Raw genomic sequence first — 16776 nt, forward strand, 5'->3', positions numbered from 1 at the left:
AGGGCAACACCCGTCACTGGTGCACCCTTGGCGCTGCGCGCCTTCCCGCCAAGCGGGAGCGAGCTTGCTTGGGGCGGCCCGGCGCGGCGCTCATGCCGCAGCCTCCTCGAATGAAAGTGCCACCACGCGCTCCTCGCTGATGTCGTCGCCGGCCAGTTCGCCGACCACGCGCCCGTTGCTGAACACATAGACGCGGTCGCAGTGATGCAACTCGTCGAACTCGGTCGTGTACCAGACGAAGGTGCGGCCGCCGCGCGCCTCCTCGCGGATGAGCGCGTACACGTCGCGCTTGGTGCCGACATCGACACCGCGCATCGGGTCGTCCATCAGGATCACCGGCGCCGTGGAGCCCAGCGCCCGCGCGAACAGCACCTTCTGCTGGTTGCCGCCCGAGAGCGAGCCGATGGGCAGGTCCATGTCGGGTGTGACCAGGCCCAGGCGCTGGCGCCATTGCTGCGCCTGCTGCTGTTCCTGCTTCAGGTCGATCAGCGGGCTGCGGGCGCGCAATTGCGCGAGCCAGCCCACCGTCATGTTGCGGGCGATGGACCAGAGCGCGAACACGCCGTCGGTCTGCCGGTCGCCGGCCACGAAGGCGGTGCCGCCCTCGACGCGTATCGCGTCCTTGCCGTTGTGCTGCGAGGCTTCCTGCAGCGCGAGCAGCATCGCGGTCTGCCCGTGCCCGGCCAGTCCCGCGAGGCCGATCACCTCGCCGCGCGCCGCATGCAGGGCGATGCCGCGCTGCGCGGAGGCCTGCACCTGCACCACGTCCTGCACGGTCTGGGTGTGCCCTCCGGCCGTGCGCGTGCGAGCCGCTGCGGCCTGCGGCGCGTCGTTGACAACCGCTTGCCCCATCGCGGAGACCAGCCGTTCGCGGTCGGTCTCGGCGGTCGGCGTGGCCTGCACCACCTGCCCGTCGCGCATCACGACCAGCCGGTCGGTCACCGCGAAGATCTCGCGCAGCTTGTGCGTGATCAGCACGCAGGTCTTGCCCTCGGCCACGAAGCTGCGGATGTAGGCCAGCAACTGCGCGGCCGCCTGTCCGTCGAGCGAGGAGGTCGGCTCGTCCAGGATCATCAGTTCGAGCGGCTGCGCGCCTGGCGTGAACGCACGCGCCACTTCGACGATCTGGCGCTTGCCGATCGGCAGCTCGCCCACCACGTCGTCGGGCCGCAGGCCGTGGCCTGGAAAGATGCGGTCCAGGGTGGCCATCAACTGCGCGCCCGCGCGCTTGCGCCAGGCCCATTCGGCCGACTGCGGCTGCGCGATGCGCATGTTCTCCGCGAGCGTGAGGTTGTCGCACAGCGACAGCTCCTGGAACACGCAGCGCAGGCCCCAGCGCCGCGCCTCGCGCAGGCTCCACGCGGCGCCGTCCGCCGGCCGGCCGGCAAAGTGCAGCTCGCCGCGGTCGGGTGCCAGCGCGCCGCACAGGATGTTGACCAGCGTGGACTTGCCCGCACCGTTGTGCCCGACCAGGCCCACGCATTCGCCGCGCCGCAGTTGCAGGTCGACGCCGCGCAGCGCCTGGACGGCCCCGAAGGACCTTGCCGCGCCGCGCGCCTCGACCAGCACCTCGCCGGCGAGGGCTTGCGATGAGACTTGCATCGCCGCTTACTTGGCTTTGGCGATGAAGTCGATCACTTCCTTCTGCGAGTACTCGACATTCACCACGCTGCCGACTTCGGTCTTCTTGACCGCGTCGTCCAGCGTCTCTTGCGTCACCACGCTGATCGGCAGCTTCATCTCCTTGGGCACCTTGGCGCCCGAGAGGATCTGCTGCGCCACCCAGAACGCGAAGGTCGAGGCGCCCGGTGCGATGCTGGCCGACATGGTCTGGTACTTGTTGGCATCGCGCTGTTCCTTCCACCACGCGAGCTCGTCCTGCCGGTTGCCCATGAAGATCACCGGCGTCGGGCGGCCCGCGGCCTTGAAGGCCTGCGCCACGCCGTAGCCGTCGCCGCCTTGCGTGGCGACCGCCGCCACCTGCGGCAGCGTCGAGAGGATGGCCGACACCTCCTTCTGCGCCACGGTCTGCGTCCAGTTGCCGTGCACCGAGCCGACGATCTTGTACTCGGGCCGCTTGGCCACGGCCGCTGTGATGCCCTGATGGATTTCGTCGTCGACGAACACGCCGGCCAGGCCGCGCACCTCGAGCAGGTTGCCCTTGAGTCCGCGGCTTGCAAAGTAGTCGATCTGCATCGCGCCGAGTTGCTTGAAGTCCACGGCGATGCGATAGGCGCAGGGCTCGGTCACGATGCCGTCGAACGACACCACCACGATGCCCGCGTCGCACGCCTGCTTCACCGCGCCGTTGAGCGCCGTGGGCGAGGCCGCGTTGATCACGATGGCATCGAAGCCCTGCAGGATCATGTTCTGGATCTGCGCGGCCTGCTCGGTGGCCTGGTTCTCCGACGTCGTGAAGCTCGGCGCCTGCGCCACCACGCCCTTGGCGACCGCGTCCTTGGTCACCTTGTCCCAGCTCTTGAGCATGGCCTGGCGCCACGAGTTGCCCGCGAAGTTGTTCGACAGCGCGATCTTCTTGGCCTTGGTGTCGGCCGCGTGAGCCGGAAGGTGCAGTGCGGCGGCGCCCAGCATGAGCGCGGCGGCCAGTGCGGTGGATGAGAGTCGGATCTTCTTCATGTGTGTTGTCCTTCGATGACTGAAGCCGCTGTCCCGGTTCCAGCTTGTCTCCTGCGGATGCCCGTGGTGCGATGCCGCGCTGGCCAGAGCGCGGCACCCAGGCGGTGTGCGTGTCGGGTTACATGACGGCGCCGACTTGCCAGGGCACGAACTCGTTCTGCCCGTAGCCGTGCTGCTCGCTCTTCGATTGCGCGCCCGACGCGGTAGCCAGCACCAGCTCGAAGATGCGCTGTCCCATCTCCTGGATCGAGGCCGTGCCGTCGACGATCTCGCCGCAGTTGATGTCCATGTCCTCTTCCTGCCGCTGCCACAGCGCCGAGTTGGTCGCGAGCTTGAGCGAGGGCGAGGGCGCGCAGCCGTAGGCCGAGCCGCGACCGGTGGTGAAGCAGATCAGGTTCGCGCCGCCGGCCACCTGGCCCGTGGCGCTCACCGGGTCGTAGCCCGGCGTGTCCATGTAGACGAAGCCGTGCGCCGAAACGGGCTCGGCGTATTCGTACACCGCTTCGAGATTGCTGGTGCCGCCCTTGGCGACCGCACCCAGCGACTTCTCCAGGATGGTGGTGAGCCCGCCCGCCTTGTTGCCGGGCGAGGGGTTGTTGTTCATCTCGCCTTCGTTGATCTCGGTGTAGTGCTCCCACCACTTGATGCGGTCGACCAGTTTCTGTCCCACCTCGCGTCTCACCGCGCGGCGCGTCAGCAGGTGCTCGGCGCCGTAGACCTCGGGCGTTTCGCTCAGGATGGCCGTGCCGCCGTGCGCCACCAGCAGGTCGACCGCGGCGCCGAGCGCCGGGTTCGCGCTGATGCCCGAGTACCCGTCCGAGCCGCCGCACTGCAGCCCGATGGTGATGTGCGCCGCGCTGCACGGTTCGCGCTTGATCGCATTGGCGCGCGGCAGCATTTCGTTGATGAGCGCCACGCCTTTCTCGACCGTCTTGCGCGTACCGCCGGTGTCCTGGATGTTGAAGGTGCGGAAGTTCTCGCCCTCGGCCAGGTGGCCGGTCGCGAGCCAGGCGTTAATCTGGTTGGCCTCGCAGCCGAGCCCGACCACCAGCACGCCCGCGAAGTTCGGGTGCGTGGCGTAGCCGGTGAGCGTGCGCGAGAGGACCTGCATGCCCATGCCCTCGGTGTCCATGCCGCAGCCCGTGCCGTGCGTGAGCGCGACGATGCCGTCCACGTTGGGGAATGCTGCGAGCGCCGAAGGGTTGGTCCGGCGCGAGAAGTGATCGGCAATGGCGCGCGCAGCCGTGGCCGAGCAGTTCACGCTGGTGAGCACGCCGATGTAGTTGCGCGTGGCCACGCGGCCGTCGGCGCGCTTGATGCCCATGAACGTCGCCTCGCGTTTCGCGGGCGCGGGCTTCACGTCGGCACCGAAGGCGTAGTCGCGCTCGAAGTCCCCCTTGTCGGGTCCCATGTCGAGGTTCTGCGTGTGCACATGCTCGCCGGGCGCGATGGCCTTGCTCGCGAAACCGATGATCTGGTTGTAGCGCCGCACGGGCTCGCCCTGCGCAATGGCGCGCATCGCCACCTTGTGGCCCGGTGGAATGAGGCCGCGCACGGCCACGTTCTCGACGAGCGTGCCGCCGAGCAGTTGCGAACGCGCGATGACGACGTCGTCGGCAGGATGGAGTCGGATGTAGGGAGTCATGGTCAGAAGAACATCTTGGGCAGCCAGAGCACGAGCTTGGGCATGTAGGTGATGAGGCCCAGGCTCAGCAGGAGCGGCACGAGCCACGGAAGAATCGCCATCGTCGTGCGCTCGAAGCTCAGCCCCGCCACGCGCGCCAGCACGAAGAGCACCATGCCCATGGGCGGGTGCAACAGGCCGATCATGAGGTTGAGCACCATCACGAGACCGAAGTGAATCGGGTCCACGCCCAGCTGCGTGGCAATGGGCAGCAGGATCGGCACGAGGATGGTGATGGCCGCGGTCGGCTCCAGGAAGCAGCCGACGAAGAGCATCAGCAGGTTGGCCAGCAGCAGGAAGACCCATGCCTCCTTGGTGAAGCCCAGCACCCAGGCGGCGATGTCGGTGGTGACGCCGGTGGCCGTCAGCATCCAGCCGAAGATCGATGCCGCCGCCACGATGAAGAGCACCGTGCTCGTGGTCTCGACGGTGTCCAGGCACACCTTGACGAACATCTTCCACGAGAGCGTGCGGTACCAGGCAAAGCCCAGGATCATGGCCCACACGCAGGCTGCGATCGCGCCCTCGGTGGGCGTGAAGAGGCCGGTGGTCATGCCGCCGATCAGCAGCACCGGCGTCATGATGGGCAGCAGCGCCTCGAAGCTGAAGATCTTGTCGAGCACGAAGAGCGACGCCAGCCCCGCGAACACGGTGAGCTGCGGCGGCGTGCCCAGCTTGACCACCAGCAGCCACAGCAGCAGCGGCCAGCCGATCACCACGGCCAGTTCCATCAACGCCTTGAAGAGCCGGGTGCGCGAGAACTTGACGTCCGCGCCCCACTTGTTCTTGTGCGCGTAGTAGGCCACCGTGAGCATCATCAAAACGGCCAGCAGCGCGCCGGGCAGTAGGCCCGCGAGGAACAGCGCGCCCACCGACACGTTGGCCATCATTCCGTAGATCACGAAGGGGAGGCTCGGCGGAATGATCGGCCCCAGCGTCGCCGACGCGGCCGTCACGCCCACCGCGAACTCGGTCGAGTAGCCGTGCTCCTTCATCGCCTTGATCTCGATGGTGCCAAGGCCCGCGGCATCGGCGATGGCGGTGCCGCTCATGCCCGCGAAGATCACCGAGCCCAGCACGTTCACATGGCCGAGGCCGCCCTTGAGCCAGCCCACCAGCGCGAGCGCGAAGTTGTAGATGCGGGTGGTGATGCCCGCGTTGTTCATCAGGTTGCCGGCCAGGATGAAGAAGGGCACTGCGAGCAGCGGAAAGCTGTCGATGCCGCTCACCATCCGGTGGATCACCACGAAGGGCGGCAGCGTGCTGTCGCTCACCAGGATGTAGACCAGCGAGGCGCCGGCCATGGCGATGGCCACCGGAATGCCGCCGGCCATGAAGAACAGGAAGATGATTTTCAGCATGGGTCTTTTTTTGGGTCGTTGCGGTGCCGGGGTCAGCGGTCGGAGAGCGTCGACTCCGGCTGCTCCAGCACGCTGTAGCCGCGCTTCCAGTGGATGCGCAGCACCTGCAGCGAGCGCCACGCCATCGCTGCGAAGCCGAACACGCACAGTGCGTACACGACGTTCATCGGCAGGTCGACGAGGGTCATGCGCGTCTGGTTGCCGATCTTCATCATCATCTGCACCGTCATGACCACGGCCGCCACGAAGAAGGCGGTGCGCAGCACGTCCACCGCCATCGAGAGCACGCGGCCCATGGCGCGCGGCATGTGGCGGTAGAAGAAGTCCACCTGGATCTGGTTGTTCTTCGCCACGCCCACCGCCGCGCCGATGAAGACGACGCCGATGAGCAGGTAGCGCGCCACTTCCTCCGTCCAGGCGGCCGAGTCGTTCATCACGTAGCGCGTGACGAACTGGTAGAAGACCGTGAGGCCCAGCACCCAGAAGACGGCCAGCGAGATCCAGCCTTCGGCGATGGTGTCCGACAGGTCGACCACCTCGTCTTCCGCGTGGAAGTGGCCTTCGTCGTCGATGATTTTCTGAGGTTCGCTCATGGCTGGATCACGCGTTCACTTGATCGCCAGGATGCGGTCGTAGTCCTGCTGGCGGTAGCCTTGGTCCGTCGGCTTGGTGGCCTTGAGCACGGCTTCGCGGAACGCGTTCTTGTCGACCGTGATCACGTTGTTGCCCTTCTTCTTGAACTCCTCGACCAGGCGCACTTCGGAGGCGATGATTTCGCGGCCGGTCTTCTCGGCGGCTTCCTGCATCACGTCGGTGAAGATCTTCTTCTCGTCCGCCGAGAGCTTGCCCCAGAGCTGCCCCGAGCAGATGGTGAGCAGCGAATCGACGATGTGGCCGGTCAGCGAAATGTTCTTCTGCACCTCGAAGAACTTCTTGGCCTCGATGGTGGGCAGCGGGTTCTCCTGCGCATCGACCGTGTTGTTCTGCAGAGCCAGGTACACCTCGGCGAAGGCGATGGGCGTCGGGTTGGCACCCAGCGCCTTCGGGAAGGCGAGGTAGGCCGGCGCGTCGGGCACGCGGATCTTCAGGCCCTTCATGTCCTCGGGCTTGCTCACCGGGCGCGCGGCGCTCGATGTCACGTGGCGCGCACCGTAGTAGCTGAGCGCGGTGATGTGGTTGCCGCTCTTGTCGTCGTAGCCCTTGGCGAGCTCGTTGAACACGTCGCTCTTGGCGTACTTCAGCTGGTGCTCGGCATCGCGGAAGATGAACGGAAAGTACGAGATCGCCAGCGGCGTGTAGGTGCGCCCCGCGAAGCTCGCGCCCGACAGGATGATGTCGACCGTGCCGAGCGTCAGGCCCTGGTTGATGTCCGCTTCCTTGCCGAGCGTGGAGGCCGGGAACACCTGGATGTCGTACTTGCCGTTGGTGCGCTTCTTGATCTCCTCCGCCGCCCACACCGAGTACTTGTGGAAGGGCTCCGAGGTCTCGTAGACATGGGCCCACTTGAGCTTGGTCTGCGCCGAGGCGATGCCCGGAAGGCCCACCACACCGGCTGCGAGGGCGCAGGCGGCGAGCGCCTTGAGGGCGGTGCGTTTGCTGGTCTTGCTGTCTCTGATCATGTGGCTTGTCTCCGTTGTAGTAGTTGGCAGGAATGCTGGCGAGGAATCAGGAAGGCTTCGCGCGTCGCCAGCTCGCGCTGAATCGCTGGTGCGACTTGTCCATGTGCGCGTGCATCGCGGCGCGCGCCCCTTCGGCGTCGCGGGCGGCCACCGCATCGCGGATGGCCTCGTGTTCGACGATGGCGGAGCGCCAGGAAGGCACGTTTTCGAAATAGCCGCCCAGCCGCGTGAAGATCGGGCCCTTGCGCGAGTCCCAGAAGTTCTGCACCGTCTCCACGAGCACCGTGTTGCCGCTGGCATTGACGATCGCCAGGTGGAAGGCGCGGTCGCCCTCCAGCGGCATCACGTTGCGGTCGGCCATCTCGCGCATGAGCTCGATGGCGCGCGACATCGCATCGACGTCCTTGCGCTTGCCCGCTGCGGCGGCGATGGCGGCCGTTTCGCCCTCGATCACGCGGCGCGCGCGTATCAGCTCCAGCGGGCCCCACTCGGTGGGCGCGACCGGTGCCGGGGCCCGGTGCGAGCGGTCGAGCACGTACACGCCGGAGCCGGTGCGCACCTCGACCCAGCCCTCGACCTCGAGCGCGATCAGCGCCTCGCGCACCGAGGGGCGGCTCACGCCGAGCTGCTTGGCGAGGTCGCGTTCGGCGGAAAGACGGGCGCCCACGGCGAACTCGCCCTTGGCGATCAGCGCGCGGAGCTGGTCGGCGATCTGGCGATAGAGGCGCTGGGGTTCGACGGTCTGGAGGGGCACGAGAAGCGGATGAACGAACGGGGTTTAAGGGTTGTCCTGAATTGGACAAGTGGTAAGGCCAATTCAGAATACGATGTGTCGCCCGTGTCACCCATCGGGCCAAACCCGAATTGGAGACAGACACCATGCGATTGAAGGGAAAGACCGCGCTCGTCACGGCAGCCGGCCAGGGCATCGGCCATGCCAGCGTGATGGCGCTTGCCGCCGAGGGCGCCCAGGTCTGGGCCACCGATGTCAACGAAAAGCTGCTGGAGCGCTATGCCGGTGTCGCGAACGTCACGGCCGTGAAGCTCGACGTGCTCGACAAGGCCGCCATCGGCGCGCTGTTCGCGAAGCTGCCCGCGCTCGACGTGCTTTTCAACTGCGCGGGCGTGGTGCACAACGGCACCATCGAGCAGGCGAGCGACGACGACCTGGCCTTCGCCTTCTCGCTCAACGTGCGCGCGCAGATGTGGACCATCCAGGCCGTGCTGCCCGGCATGCTGAAGGCCGGCCGCGGCAGCATCATCAACATGGCGAGCGTGTGCTCCAGCATGAAAGGCCTGCCCAACCGTTTTGTCTACGGCACCACCAAGGCCGCGGTGCTCGGCCTCACCAAGAGCGTGGCCGCCGACTACGTGACCAAGGGCATCCGCTGCAACGCCGTGTGCCCGGGCACGGTCGATACGCCATCGCTCGGCGACCGCATCAATGCCAACGCCGATCCCGAGGAAGCCCGCAAGGCCTTCATCGCGCGCCAGCCGATGGGCCGGCTCGCGCAGGCGGAAGAAATCGCGCCCGTGGTCGTGTTTCTCGCGAGCGACGAATCGATCTTCGCCACCGGCCAGTTCTTCACGGTCGACGGCGGCATCACGATATGAACCAGCTCGACTTCACCGGTCGGCACGCGGTCATCACCGGCGGCGCCACGGGCCTGGGATTCGGCATCGCGCAGCGGCTGGTGGCGTCGGGCGGCAGCGTCACGCTGTGGGACCGCGATGAGGCGGCCGCGAACCAGGCTGCCGAGGCGCTGGGCGACAAGGCCTTCGCGCTGAAGGTCGACGTGTCGCAGCAGCCTTCGGTCGCCAAGGCCGTGGCCGCGACGCTCGCGCATGCGGGGCGCATCGACGCGCTGGTCAACAGCGCCGGCATCACCGGCCCCAACGTCAAGCTGTGGGACTACCCGGTGGACGACTGGCGCCAAGTGATGGAGGTCAACATCAACGGCGTGTTCCTGTGCTGCCGCGAGGTGGTCGGGCAGATGCGCAAGCAGGGCTATGGCCGCATCGTCAACATCGCCTCGGTCGCCGGCAAGGAGGGCAACCCCAACGCCAGCGCCTACAGCGCGAGCAAAGCGGCCGTCATCGGTATCACCAAGTCGCTCGGCAAGGAACTGGCCGACACCGGCATCCGCGTGAACTGCGTGACGCCCGCGGCCGTGAAGACCGCGATCTTCGATCAGATGACGCCCGAGCACATCGCGTTCATGCTGTCGAAAATCCCCATGGGCCGATTCGGCACCGTGGAAGAGGTGGCCGCGATGGTCGGCTGGCTCTGCACCGAAGACTGTTCTTTTTCCACCGGTGCGGTTTTCGACCTCTCCGGTGGCCGCTCCACTTATTGATCATTCAATGCACTGAAAGGAAAGCATGAAACTCGTCCGCTATGGCAACCCCGGCAAGGAGAAGCCCGGCCTCATCGACGCCGACGGCAAGCTGCGCGACCTGAGCGCCGTCGTCAAGGACATCGGTCCCGACCAGCTCGGCGATGCCGCCATCGCCAAGCTGCGCAAGGTGAAGCTCGACAAGCTGCCGCTGGTCAAGGGCAAGCCGCGCTTCGGAAGCCCGGTCGCCAATGTCGGCAAGTTCATCGCCATCGGCCTGAACTACGCGGACCACGCGGCCGAATCGGGCCTGCCGGTGCCCAAGGAGCCCGTGGTCTTCATGAAGGCCACGAGCTGCATCCAGGGTCCGAACGATCCGGTGATGCTGCCCAAGGGCTCGGTCAAGACCGACTGGGAAGTCGAACTCGGCGTGGTCATCGGCACGCAGGCGCGTTATGTTTCGCAGAAGAGCGCGCTCGACTACGTGGCTGGCTACTGCACCATCAACGACGTGAGCGAACGCGAATACCAGATCGAGCGCGGCGGCACCTGGGACAAGGGCAAGGGTTGCGACACCTTCGGCCCGCTCGGCCCGTGGCTGGTGACGCGCGACGAAATCGAGAACCCGCAAAAGCTCTCGATGTGGCTAGACCTGAACGGCAAGCGCGTGCAGAACGGCAGCACCAAGACCATGATCTTCACGGTCGCCAAGATCGTGAGCTACGTGAGCCAGTTCATGACGCTGATGCCCGGCGACGTGATCACCACCGGCACGCCGCCCGGCGTCGGCATGGGCATGAAGCCGCCGCTGTTCCTGAAGAAGGGCGACGTGATCACGCTGGGCATCGAAGGCCTGGGCGAACAACGACAGGAAGTGATTCCCTTCAAGCTCTGATCCCTGCGATCATCCGGCGGATGAAAGCGCCGCCGGACCATCATCGATCGCAGGTGTTCGGCACGCCCTGGGAGGGCGTGCACGGCACCTCGATCGAGAGTGCCCGCCACTACGGCCGGCACTGGCATTCCACCTACGGATTGGGCCTGCTGGAGCACGGCGCGCAGCGCTCGGCCAGCGGCCGCGGCAAGGTCGATGCGTATGCCGGCGACCTGATCGCCACCAACCCCGGTGAAGTGCATGACGGCCAGCCGCTCGGCGGGCCGTCGCGCCGTTGGCGCATGGTGTATTTCGATGTCGACGTGATGGCCGCCATGAACGGCGACATGGCTGGCGATGTGGCGTTGACGCATCCCGTCATTCAGGATGCAAGGCTCGGCGACACGCTGCGCCGTCTGTTCATCCGTCTCGACGATTGGCGCTCTGCTGCAACCGATGCACGCCGCGCCGAATCACTCGCTTGCGAAGAATCGCTGGCCGAAGTCTGCGGCCTGCTGCGCGACAGCCACTCCACCGCCGCACCTTCGCGCGAAGCATCCATCGACGTGCAGCAGGTGCGCGACCGCCTCGCCGATGAACTGCTCGCTCCGCCCACGCTCGCCGAACTCGCGGCGATGACGGGCCTCAGCACCTACCAGGTGCTGCGACGTTTCGAGAAGGCGTATGGCGTGCCGCCGCATGCATGGCTCGTGCTGCAGCGCACCGAACGCGCGCGCCACCTGATTCGCCACGGTGCCGATCTCGCAGAAGCCGCCGCGGCAAGCGGCTTCTCCGACCAGAGCCACATGACGCGCATCTTCACGCGCCAGTTCGGCTTCACCCCCGGTGCCTGGCAGCGCGGACTTCGGTTTTAAATGTCCCATTGACAGAACATTGAAACTGCAAAAACATCAAAGGCATGTCGCAAATGCCTTTGCCGAAGTACCACCAGATCTATCTGGTCCTGCGTGAGCAGCTGCACGAGGGGCGTTTTGCGGAAGGCCTGCCCGGCGAGCTCGCGCTCATGGCGCAGTTCGGCGTGGCGCGCGTCACGGTGCGCCGCGCGCTCGAACAGCTTTCGTCCGAAGGGCTGATCGCACGCAACCCCGGCCGGCGCACGCGCGCGTTGCAGCCGCCGGCTGCCGGTGAACAGCCAGGCGCTAAGAAGCTGGAGCGAGCCAACCTGCGCGGCCTGCTCGAGAACCTCGTCACCATGGGCCTGCACACCTCGGTGAAGGTGATCGAGGTCGCGACCATCACCGCCTCCACCCAGGTGGCCGAGGCGCTGCAACTGCAGCTTGGCGATGCGGTGCAGAAGGCGGTGCGCGTGCGCTCCACCAAGGAGGGGCCGCTCTCGCACATCACCACCTACGTGCCCGACACCATCGCGCGCCGCTTCGGCCGCCGCGAGCTCTCGAAGAAGCCCATCCTCGTGCTGCTGGAGGAGTCGGGCGTGAAGGTGGGCCGCGCGCACCAGACCATCTCCGCGCGCCTGGCCGACAACGTGCTTGCGCAGCACCTCGACGTGTCGGTCGGCTCGGCCCTGCTCGCGGTGCGCCGCCTCATCTACGACGAAGACGAGCGGCCCGTGCAGTGGCTGCACGGCTTCTACCGCCCCGACCGCTACACCTACGAAATGCAGCTCTCCCGCGTGGGCAGCATCGACGCGAAGGTGTGGGTCAGCAAAGACGTGTCAGCCCAGTTCAACTGAAGAGAAAAAGGAAAGCCCACCATGCAGAACCGCCGCAGTTTCGTGTCGCAGTCCGCCGCCCTGGCGACTGCCGTTGCCTTCCCGCTCGTGGCCGGCGCGCAGCCCAAGGCCGTCAAGGTCGGCGTGCTGCATCCGGTCACCGGCGCGCTCGCCTACTCGGGGCAGCAGTGCCGCCTCGGTGCGCTGATGGCCATCGAGGACGTCAATGCCGCGGGCGGCATCAAGTCGCTCGGTGGCGCGAAGCTCGAAGCGCTGCTCGGCGATGCGCAGTCGCAGCCGCAGGCCGGAGCCGCCGAGGTCGAGAAGATGAACGAAGCCGGTGTCTCGGCCATCGTGGGCGCGTATGCGTCGGCCATTTGCCTCGCGACCACGCAGGCGGCCGCCAAGTACAACCTGCCGCATGTGGTCGACGTGGGCGTGGCCGACCAGATCGTGGAGCGCGGCCTGAAGAACACCTTCCGCTTCGGCCCGGGCTACAAGAAGTCGACCGAAGTGGCCATGGCCAACCTGCTGGTGCTCAACAAGGCCGCCGGCAACCCGGCCAAGACCGTGATGATCATCCACGAGGAGTCGCTCTTCGGCGCCGGCACCGCGCAGCTGCTCTCGCGCGAACTGCCGGGCTACGGCTTCGAGGTGAAGGAAGTGGTGAAGCACGCCAACCCCACGCGCGACTTCAACAACATCGTGCTGCGCATGAAGTCGATCAACCCCGACATCGTGATCCCGGCCAACTACTACAACGAGTACGCGCTCCTGGTGCGCACCATGCAGCAGCAGAAGGTGGTGCCCAAGGCGATCTTCTCGGTGCTGGGCGGCGCGGCATCGAGCTACAAGTTCGTGAAGGAATTTCCGAACGCTGCCAACGGCATCATCGATTGCAACCACTGGTTCAACCCCAAGGACAAGCGCGCGCAGGACCTGCGCAAGCGCGTGGAGGCCAAGGGCCAGTTCTTCAGCTACGAGGTCTTCATGACCTACGCCTCGATGTGGCTCTTGGCCGATGCGCTGGAGCGTGCGAAGTCCTCGGAACGCGCGGCCATCATCGATGCGCTGGAGAAGAGCACCTTCTCGAACCACTTCATGCCCTACGGCCCGACGAAGTTCGTCAACGGCCAGAACGAGGGCGCGCAGCCGCTCATGACGCAGGTGGTGAAGAACGACATCAAGGTCATCATCCCGCGCGACTACCGCGAAGTGGACCCGGTGTTCCCGCTGCGCGCGGCCTGAGGCGGAAGGCGGGATGTTCGATTTCGGCATTCTTTTCCCGTCGGTCCTGAACGGGCTGACGACGGGCGCGGTGTACGCACTGATCGCGCTGGGGCTCACGCTGATCTACGGCGTCCTGCACATCATCAACTTCGCACATGGCGCGAGCCTGATGCTGGCGCTGTACGCGGTGTACTTCCTGAAAGAGAAGCTGGGCATCGATCCGTACCTCGCGCTCCCCATCGTCGTGCTCGGCATGTTCGCGCTCGGCTATGCGCTGCAGCGCGTGGTCATCAACCGCTCGGGCCACGGCAAGGACGAGAACATCCTGCTCGCCACGCTCGGCATCGCGATCGTCATGGAGAACCTTGCGTTGCTGTTCTTCAAGTCCGACACGCGCAACATCGACACGGCCTATTCGCTGAGCACCGTCGCCATCGGCCCCGCGATGATCGCGGTGCCCAAGCTCGTGGCCTTCGCGGGCGCGCTCGTGGTCTCGGGCATCCTGTTCTGGATCATGGGCCGCACCGACCTCGGCCGTGCCATCCGCGCGGTCGCCAAGGAGAAGGAGGGCGCCAAGCTCATGGGCATCGACGTGGACCATGTCTATGCGATGAGCTTCGGCATCGGCCTCGCGTGCCTGGGCGCTGCCGCGTGCTTCCTGCTGCCGGCGTACTACGTCAATCCGCAGGTGGGCGGCGGCTTCGTGCTGGTGGCCTTCACCATCGTCGTGCTCGGCGGCATGGGCAGCTTCGTGGGCGCGCTGATCGGCGGCTTCCTCGTCGGCATCGTCGAATCGCTCGGTGGTCTCTACCTCGGTGAGTCGCTCGGGCAGATCGGCATCTTCGCGATCTTCATCGGTGTCGTGCTTTTCAGGCCGCAGGGCATGTTCGGGGCCAAGGCATGAAGGGGAGCACCAAACAACTCGCGGGCATCGCGCTCTTCGCGGTGCTGGTCGCGTGCGTGCCGTTCGTCACCAAGTCGGGCGTCACGCTCAACTTCGTGATGATGGCGCTCTACGCCACGCTCATCGCACAGGCCTGGAACATCCTGGGCGGCTTCGGCGGGCAGTTCTCGTTCGGGCATGCGCTGTTCTTCGGCACCGGCGCGTACATCCAGGCGATCGCGCAACTGCAGGGCGGCATCAACGCCTGGGTGGCGCTGCCGCTGGCCATCGTCGGCGCGGCACTGGTGGGGCTCTTCATGGGCGCGCTCACCTTCCGCTACGGCCTCAAGGGCTCGTACTTCGCGCTGGTCACGCTGGCCTTCGCCGAGGTGTTCCGCATCCTCGCGCTGTCGGTCGATTTCACGGGCGGCGGCGTCGGGCTCATGGTGCCGCTGCGCGAATCGGTGGCCAACCTGCAGTTCTCTTCGCGTGCCGGTTACTTGTGGGTGGTGCTCGCGATGGTCGTCGCGGCGCTGCTGGTCACCTGGTGGCTGCGCAACGGCCGCTTCGGCGCCTACCTGCAGGCAGTGCGCGACAACGAAGATGCGGCGCGCGCCGTCGGCGTCAACCCGTTCCGCGTGAAGCTCGGCGCCATCGGCTTGTCGGCTGCGTTCATGGGAGCGGCGGGCGCGTTCTACGTGCAGGTGTTCCAGTACATCGACGCGGGCATCGCCTACGGTCCGGCCGTGTCGATCGAGGCGCTGGTCGCGGCCATCGTCGGCGGCATGGGAACGATGTGGGGCCCGGTGCTCGGCGCGGTCGTGCTGCATGTGTTGTCGGACCTCACGCGCAATCTCTTCGGCGAACTGCCGGGTATCAACATGGTGATCTACGGCACGGTGCTCGTGCTCATCGTCATCTTCGTGCCGCGCGGCATCGCGGGCATCGGGCTGTCGGTGCGGCAGCTGTGGAAGTCGAAGGGAGGCCGCCATGACTGATGCCTTGCTGGCCATCGATGGCCTCTCGCGCTCCTTCGGCGGCCTCAAAGCCGTGCAGAACGTGAGCCTTTCGGTGCGCGAAGGCAGCCTGAGCGCGCTGATCGGTCCCAACGGCGCTGGCAAGACCACGCTGTTCGCGCTGATGTCGGGCTTCCTGAAGCCCGATAGCGGCACCGTGCGCTTCGCGGGCGAGGACATCACCGGCCGCGAGCCGCACCGCAATGCCGCGCTCGGCATGACCCGCACCTTCCAGATCGTGAAGCCCTTCGCCGCGCAGACGGTGCGCGAGAACATCGCGGTCGGCGCGCACCTGCATGTGCGCGGCCGCGCCGAGGCGCTGCGAAACGCCGAAGCCGTCGCGCTGCGCGTGGGCCTTGCGCCGCAGCTCGACAAGCCCGCATCCGACCTCACCGTGGCCGGCCGCAAGCGCCTCGAACTGGCGCGCGCGCTCGCCACGAAGCCGCGCCTCTTGCTGCTCGACGAAGTGCTCGCGGGCCTCAACCCGCAGGAGATCGCCGAGATGATGCCGGTGGTGCGCGGCATCGCCGACAGCGGCGTCACCGTGCTGATGATCGAGCACGTGATGCAGGCCGTGATGAACCTCGCCGAGCATGTGTGGGTGCTCGCGCAGGGGCAGTTGATTGCCGAAGGCAGTCCCGCGCAAGTGACCTCCGACGACAGGGTCGTCGAAGCCTATCTGGGCCACGGCACAGCGGCGCGGCTGCGCAAGGCCGCATCGGGAGTTCAAGCATGAGCACGTTGCTGGAGATTCAAGGCCTGCGCGGCGGCTACGGCCGCGTCGAGGTGCTGCGCGGCGTCGACCTCAAGGTGAACGCGGGCGAGATGGTCGCGCTGCTCGGCAGCAACGGCGCGGGCAAGTCCACGCTCAACAAGATGGTCTGCGGCCTCTGTCCCGCCTGGGGCGGCACGGTGCGCTTCGATGGCAAGGACCTGAGCGGCGCGCACTACCGCGACGTGGTGAAGGCCGGCCTCATCCAGGTGCCCGAAGGCCGCAAGGTGTTTCCCAACCTGAGCGTGCTGGAGAACCTGGAGCTCGGCTCCTTCACCCGCGCCCGCGAACGGCGCGCGGCCAATGTCGAGAAGATGTTCCACATCTTCCCGCGGCTGCGCGAGCGCATGGCGCAGCACGCCGGCACGATGAGCGGCGGGGAGCAGCAGATGCTGGCCATCGCGCGCGGCCTCATGGCCGAGCCGGTGCTGCTGATCCTCGACGAGCCCTCGCTCGGCCTTTCACCGCTGCTGGTCGAAGAGATGTTCGCTCTGATCCGCAATTTGCGCGACGGCGGCCTCGCCGTGATGCTGGTCGAGCAGAACGTGGGCCAGTCGCTGGAGATCGCCGACCGCGCCTATGTGCTGGAGAACGGCAGCGTGCGCTTCTCGGGCCTGCCGGGCGAACTGCTCGGCAGCGACGAACTGCGGCGCGCCTACCTGGGGCTCTGACCC

General features: G+C 66.7%; 17 protein-coding genes. 10 read left to right on the plus strand and 7 right to left on the minus strand.

The annotated features are described in order from the left end of the window. Window positions 1–90: 90 nt before the first annotated feature. From VARPA_RS04010 to VARPA_RS04040, 7 genes are all read right to left on the minus strand, one after another. Window positions 91–1602: a sugar ABC transporter ATP-binding protein gene (locus VARPA_RS04010; RefSeq protein ID WP_013539267.1), complete on the minus strand. Its 1512-nt coding sequence runs from the start codon at window positions 1600–1602 to the stop codon at window positions 91–93. A gap of 6 nt (window positions 1603–1608) precedes the next feature. Further along, complete coding sequence (locus VARPA_RS04015; protein ID WP_013539268.1) at window positions 1609–2637, minus strand: ABC transporter substrate-binding protein; 1029 nt, start codon at window positions 2635–2637, stop codon at window positions 1609–1611. Window positions 2638–2755: 118 nt separating this feature from the next. Further along, on the minus strand, window positions 2756–4282 hold the full coding sequence (locus VARPA_RS04020) for a UxaA family hydrolase (protein WP_013539269.1): 1527 nt from the start codon (window positions 4280–4282) through the stop codon (window positions 2756–2758). A 2-nt stretch (window positions 4283–4284) separates the two neighbouring features. Continuing rightward, window positions 4285–5682, minus strand: coding sequence for a TRAP transporter large permease (locus tag VARPA_RS04025; RefSeq protein ID WP_013539270.1), 1398 nt, complete (start codon window positions 5680–5682; stop codon window positions 4285–4287). 32 nt (window positions 5683–5714) lie between these two features. Further along, window positions 5715–6275: a TRAP transporter small permease gene (locus tag VARPA_RS04030; RefSeq protein ID WP_013539271.1), complete on the minus strand. Its 561-nt coding sequence runs from the start codon at window positions 6273–6275 to the stop codon at window positions 5715–5717. A 15-nt stretch (window positions 6276–6290) separates the two neighbouring features. After that, window positions 6291–7301: a sialic acid TRAP transporter substrate-binding protein SiaP gene (locus VARPA_RS04035; RefSeq protein ID WP_013539272.1), complete on the minus strand. Its 1011-nt coding sequence runs from the start codon at window positions 7299–7301 to the stop codon at window positions 6291–6293. Between the two features lie 46 nt (window positions 7302–7347). After that, a complete protein-coding gene (locus VARPA_RS04040) occupies window positions 7348–8055 on the minus strand; it encodes a FadR/GntR family transcriptional regulator (protein WP_013539273.1) in 708 nt (235 codons plus the stop codon). 125 nt (window positions 8056–8180) lie between these two features. Between VARPA_RS04040 and VARPA_RS04045 the strand changes: the two genes are divergently transcribed. Genes VARPA_RS04045 through VARPA_RS04090 form a run of 10 tightly spaced genes read left to right on the plus strand, consistent with a single transcriptional unit; the run spans window position 8181 to window position 16773 of the window. After that, window positions 8181–8915 carry an SDR family oxidoreductase gene (locus VARPA_RS04045; RefSeq protein ID WP_013539274.1) on the plus strand — a complete coding sequence of 245 codons (735 nt, stop codon included), beginning with the start codon at window positions 8181–8183 and terminating at the stop codon, window positions 8913–8915. Then, window positions 8912–9658, plus strand: coding sequence for an SDR family NAD(P)-dependent oxidoreductase (locus tag VARPA_RS04050; protein WP_013539275.1), 747 nt, complete (start codon window positions 8912–8914; stop codon window positions 9656–9658). The genes VARPA_RS04045 and VARPA_RS04050 overlap by 4 nt, the downstream gene beginning before the upstream one ends. Window positions 9659–9683: 25 nt before the next feature. Then, window positions 9684–10532 carry a fumarylacetoacetate hydrolase family protein gene (locus VARPA_RS04055; RefSeq protein WP_013539276.1) on the plus strand — a complete coding sequence of 283 codons (849 nt, stop codon included), beginning with the start codon at window positions 9684–9686 and terminating at the stop codon, window positions 10530–10532. Between the two features lie 20 nt (window positions 10533–10552). Continuing rightward, window positions 10553–11386 (plus strand): AraC family transcriptional regulator, encoded by an 834-nt coding sequence (locus tag VARPA_RS04060; RefSeq protein WP_013539277.1) that lies wholly within the window; start codon window positions 10553–10555, stop codon window positions 11384–11386. Between the two features lie 53 nt (window positions 11387–11439). Further along, on the plus strand, window positions 11440–12222 hold the full coding sequence (locus VARPA_RS04065) for a GntR family transcriptional regulator (protein ID WP_013539278.1): 783 nt from the start codon (window positions 11440–11442) through the stop codon (window positions 12220–12222). Between the two features lie 21 nt (window positions 12223–12243). After that, entirely contained in the window at window positions 12244–13449 is a 1206-nt protein-coding gene (locus tag VARPA_RS04070) for an ABC transporter substrate-binding protein (RefSeq protein ID WP_013539279.1), read from the plus strand. A 13-nt stretch (window positions 13450–13462) separates the two neighbouring features. After that, entirely contained in the window at window positions 13463–14335 is an 873-nt protein-coding gene (locus VARPA_RS04075; protein WP_013539280.1) for a branched-chain amino acid ABC transporter permease, read from the plus strand. Further along, window positions 14332–15312, plus strand: coding sequence for a branched-chain amino acid ABC transporter permease (locus VARPA_RS04080; protein ID WP_013539281.1), 981 nt, complete (start codon window positions 14332–14334; stop codon window positions 15310–15312). The genes VARPA_RS04075 and VARPA_RS04080 overlap by 4 nt, the downstream gene beginning before the upstream one ends. Beyond that, entirely contained in the window at window positions 15305–16066 is a 762-nt protein-coding gene (locus VARPA_RS04085; RefSeq protein ID WP_013539282.1) for an ABC transporter ATP-binding protein, read from the plus strand. The genes VARPA_RS04080 and VARPA_RS04085 overlap by 8 nt, the downstream gene beginning before the upstream one ends. After that, window positions 16063–16773 carry an ABC transporter ATP-binding protein gene (locus VARPA_RS04090; RefSeq protein WP_013539283.1) on the plus strand — a complete coding sequence of 237 codons (711 nt, stop codon included), beginning with the start codon at window positions 16063–16065 and terminating at the stop codon, window positions 16771–16773. Before VARPA_RS04085 ends, VARPA_RS04090 begins: the two co-directional genes overlap by 4 nt. The last annotated feature ends 3 nt before the right edge of the window (window positions 16774–16776 follow it).

The organism is Variovorax paradoxus EPS (assembly GCF_000184745.1).
GTDB lineage: Bacteria > Pseudomonadota > Gammaproteobacteria > Burkholderiales > Burkholderiaceae_C > Variovorax > Variovorax paradoxus_C.

Bases quoted from the DNA above. Each gene is read 5' to 3' on its own strand.
- VARPA_RS04085 (WP_013539282.1), top strand. From the start codon at position 15,305: ATGACTGATGCCTTGCTGGCCATCGATGGCCTCTCGCGCTCCTTCGGC.
- VARPA_RS04010 (WP_013539267.1), bottom strand. From the start codon at position 1,602: ATGCAAGTCTCATCGCAAGCCCTCGCCGGCGAGGTGCTGGTCGAGGCG.
- VARPA_RS04080 (WP_013539281.1), top strand. From the start codon at position 14,332: ATGAAGGGGAGCACCAAACAACTCGCGGGCATCGCGCTCTTCGCGGTG.
- VARPA_RS04050 (WP_013539275.1), top strand. From the start codon at position 8,912: ATGAACCAGCTCGACTTCACCGGTCGGCACGCGGTCATCACCGGCGGC.
- VARPA_RS04055 (WP_013539276.1), top strand. From the start codon at position 9,684: ATGAAACTCGTCCGCTATGGCAACCCCGGCAAGGAGAAGCCCGGCCTC.
- VARPA_RS04060 (WP_013539277.1), top strand. From the start codon at position 10,553: ATGAAAGCGCCGCCGGACCATCATCGATCGCAGGTGTTCGGCACGCCC.
- VARPA_RS04020 (WP_013539269.1), bottom strand. From the start codon at position 4,282: ATGACTCCCTACATCCGACTCCATCCTGCCGACGACGTCGTCATCGCG.
- VARPA_RS04090 (WP_013539283.1), top strand. From the start codon at position 16,063: ATGAGCACGTTGCTGGAGATTCAAGGCCTGCGCGGCGGCTACGGCCGC.
- VARPA_RS04025 (WP_013539270.1), bottom strand. From the start codon at position 5,682: ATGCTGAAAATCATCTTCCTGTTCTTCATGGCCGGCGGCATTCCGGTG.
- VARPA_RS04065 (WP_013539278.1), top strand. From the start codon at position 11,440: ATGCCTTTGCCGAAGTACCACCAGATCTATCTGGTCCTGCGTGAGCAG.
- VARPA_RS04030 (WP_013539271.1), bottom strand. From the start codon at position 6,275: ATGAGCGAACCTCAGAAAATCATCGACGACGAAGGCCACTTCCACGCG.
- VARPA_RS04070 (WP_013539279.1), top strand. From the start codon at position 12,244: ATGCAGAACCGCCGCAGTTTCGTGTCGCAGTCCGCCGCCCTGGCGACT.
- VARPA_RS04045 (WP_013539274.1), top strand. From the start codon at position 8,181: ATGCGATTGAAGGGAAAGACCGCGCTCGTCACGGCAGCCGGCCAGGGC.
- VARPA_RS04015 (WP_013539268.1), bottom strand. From the start codon at position 2,637: ATGAAGAAGATCCGACTCTCATCCACCGCACTGGCCGCCGCGCTCATG.
- VARPA_RS04075 (WP_013539280.1), top strand. From the start codon at position 13,463: ATGTTCGATTTCGGCATTCTTTTCCCGTCGGTCCTGAACGGGCTGACG.
- VARPA_RS04035 (WP_013539272.1), bottom strand. From the start codon at position 7,301: ATGATCAGAGACAGCAAGACCAGCAAACGCACCGCCCTCAAGGCGCTC.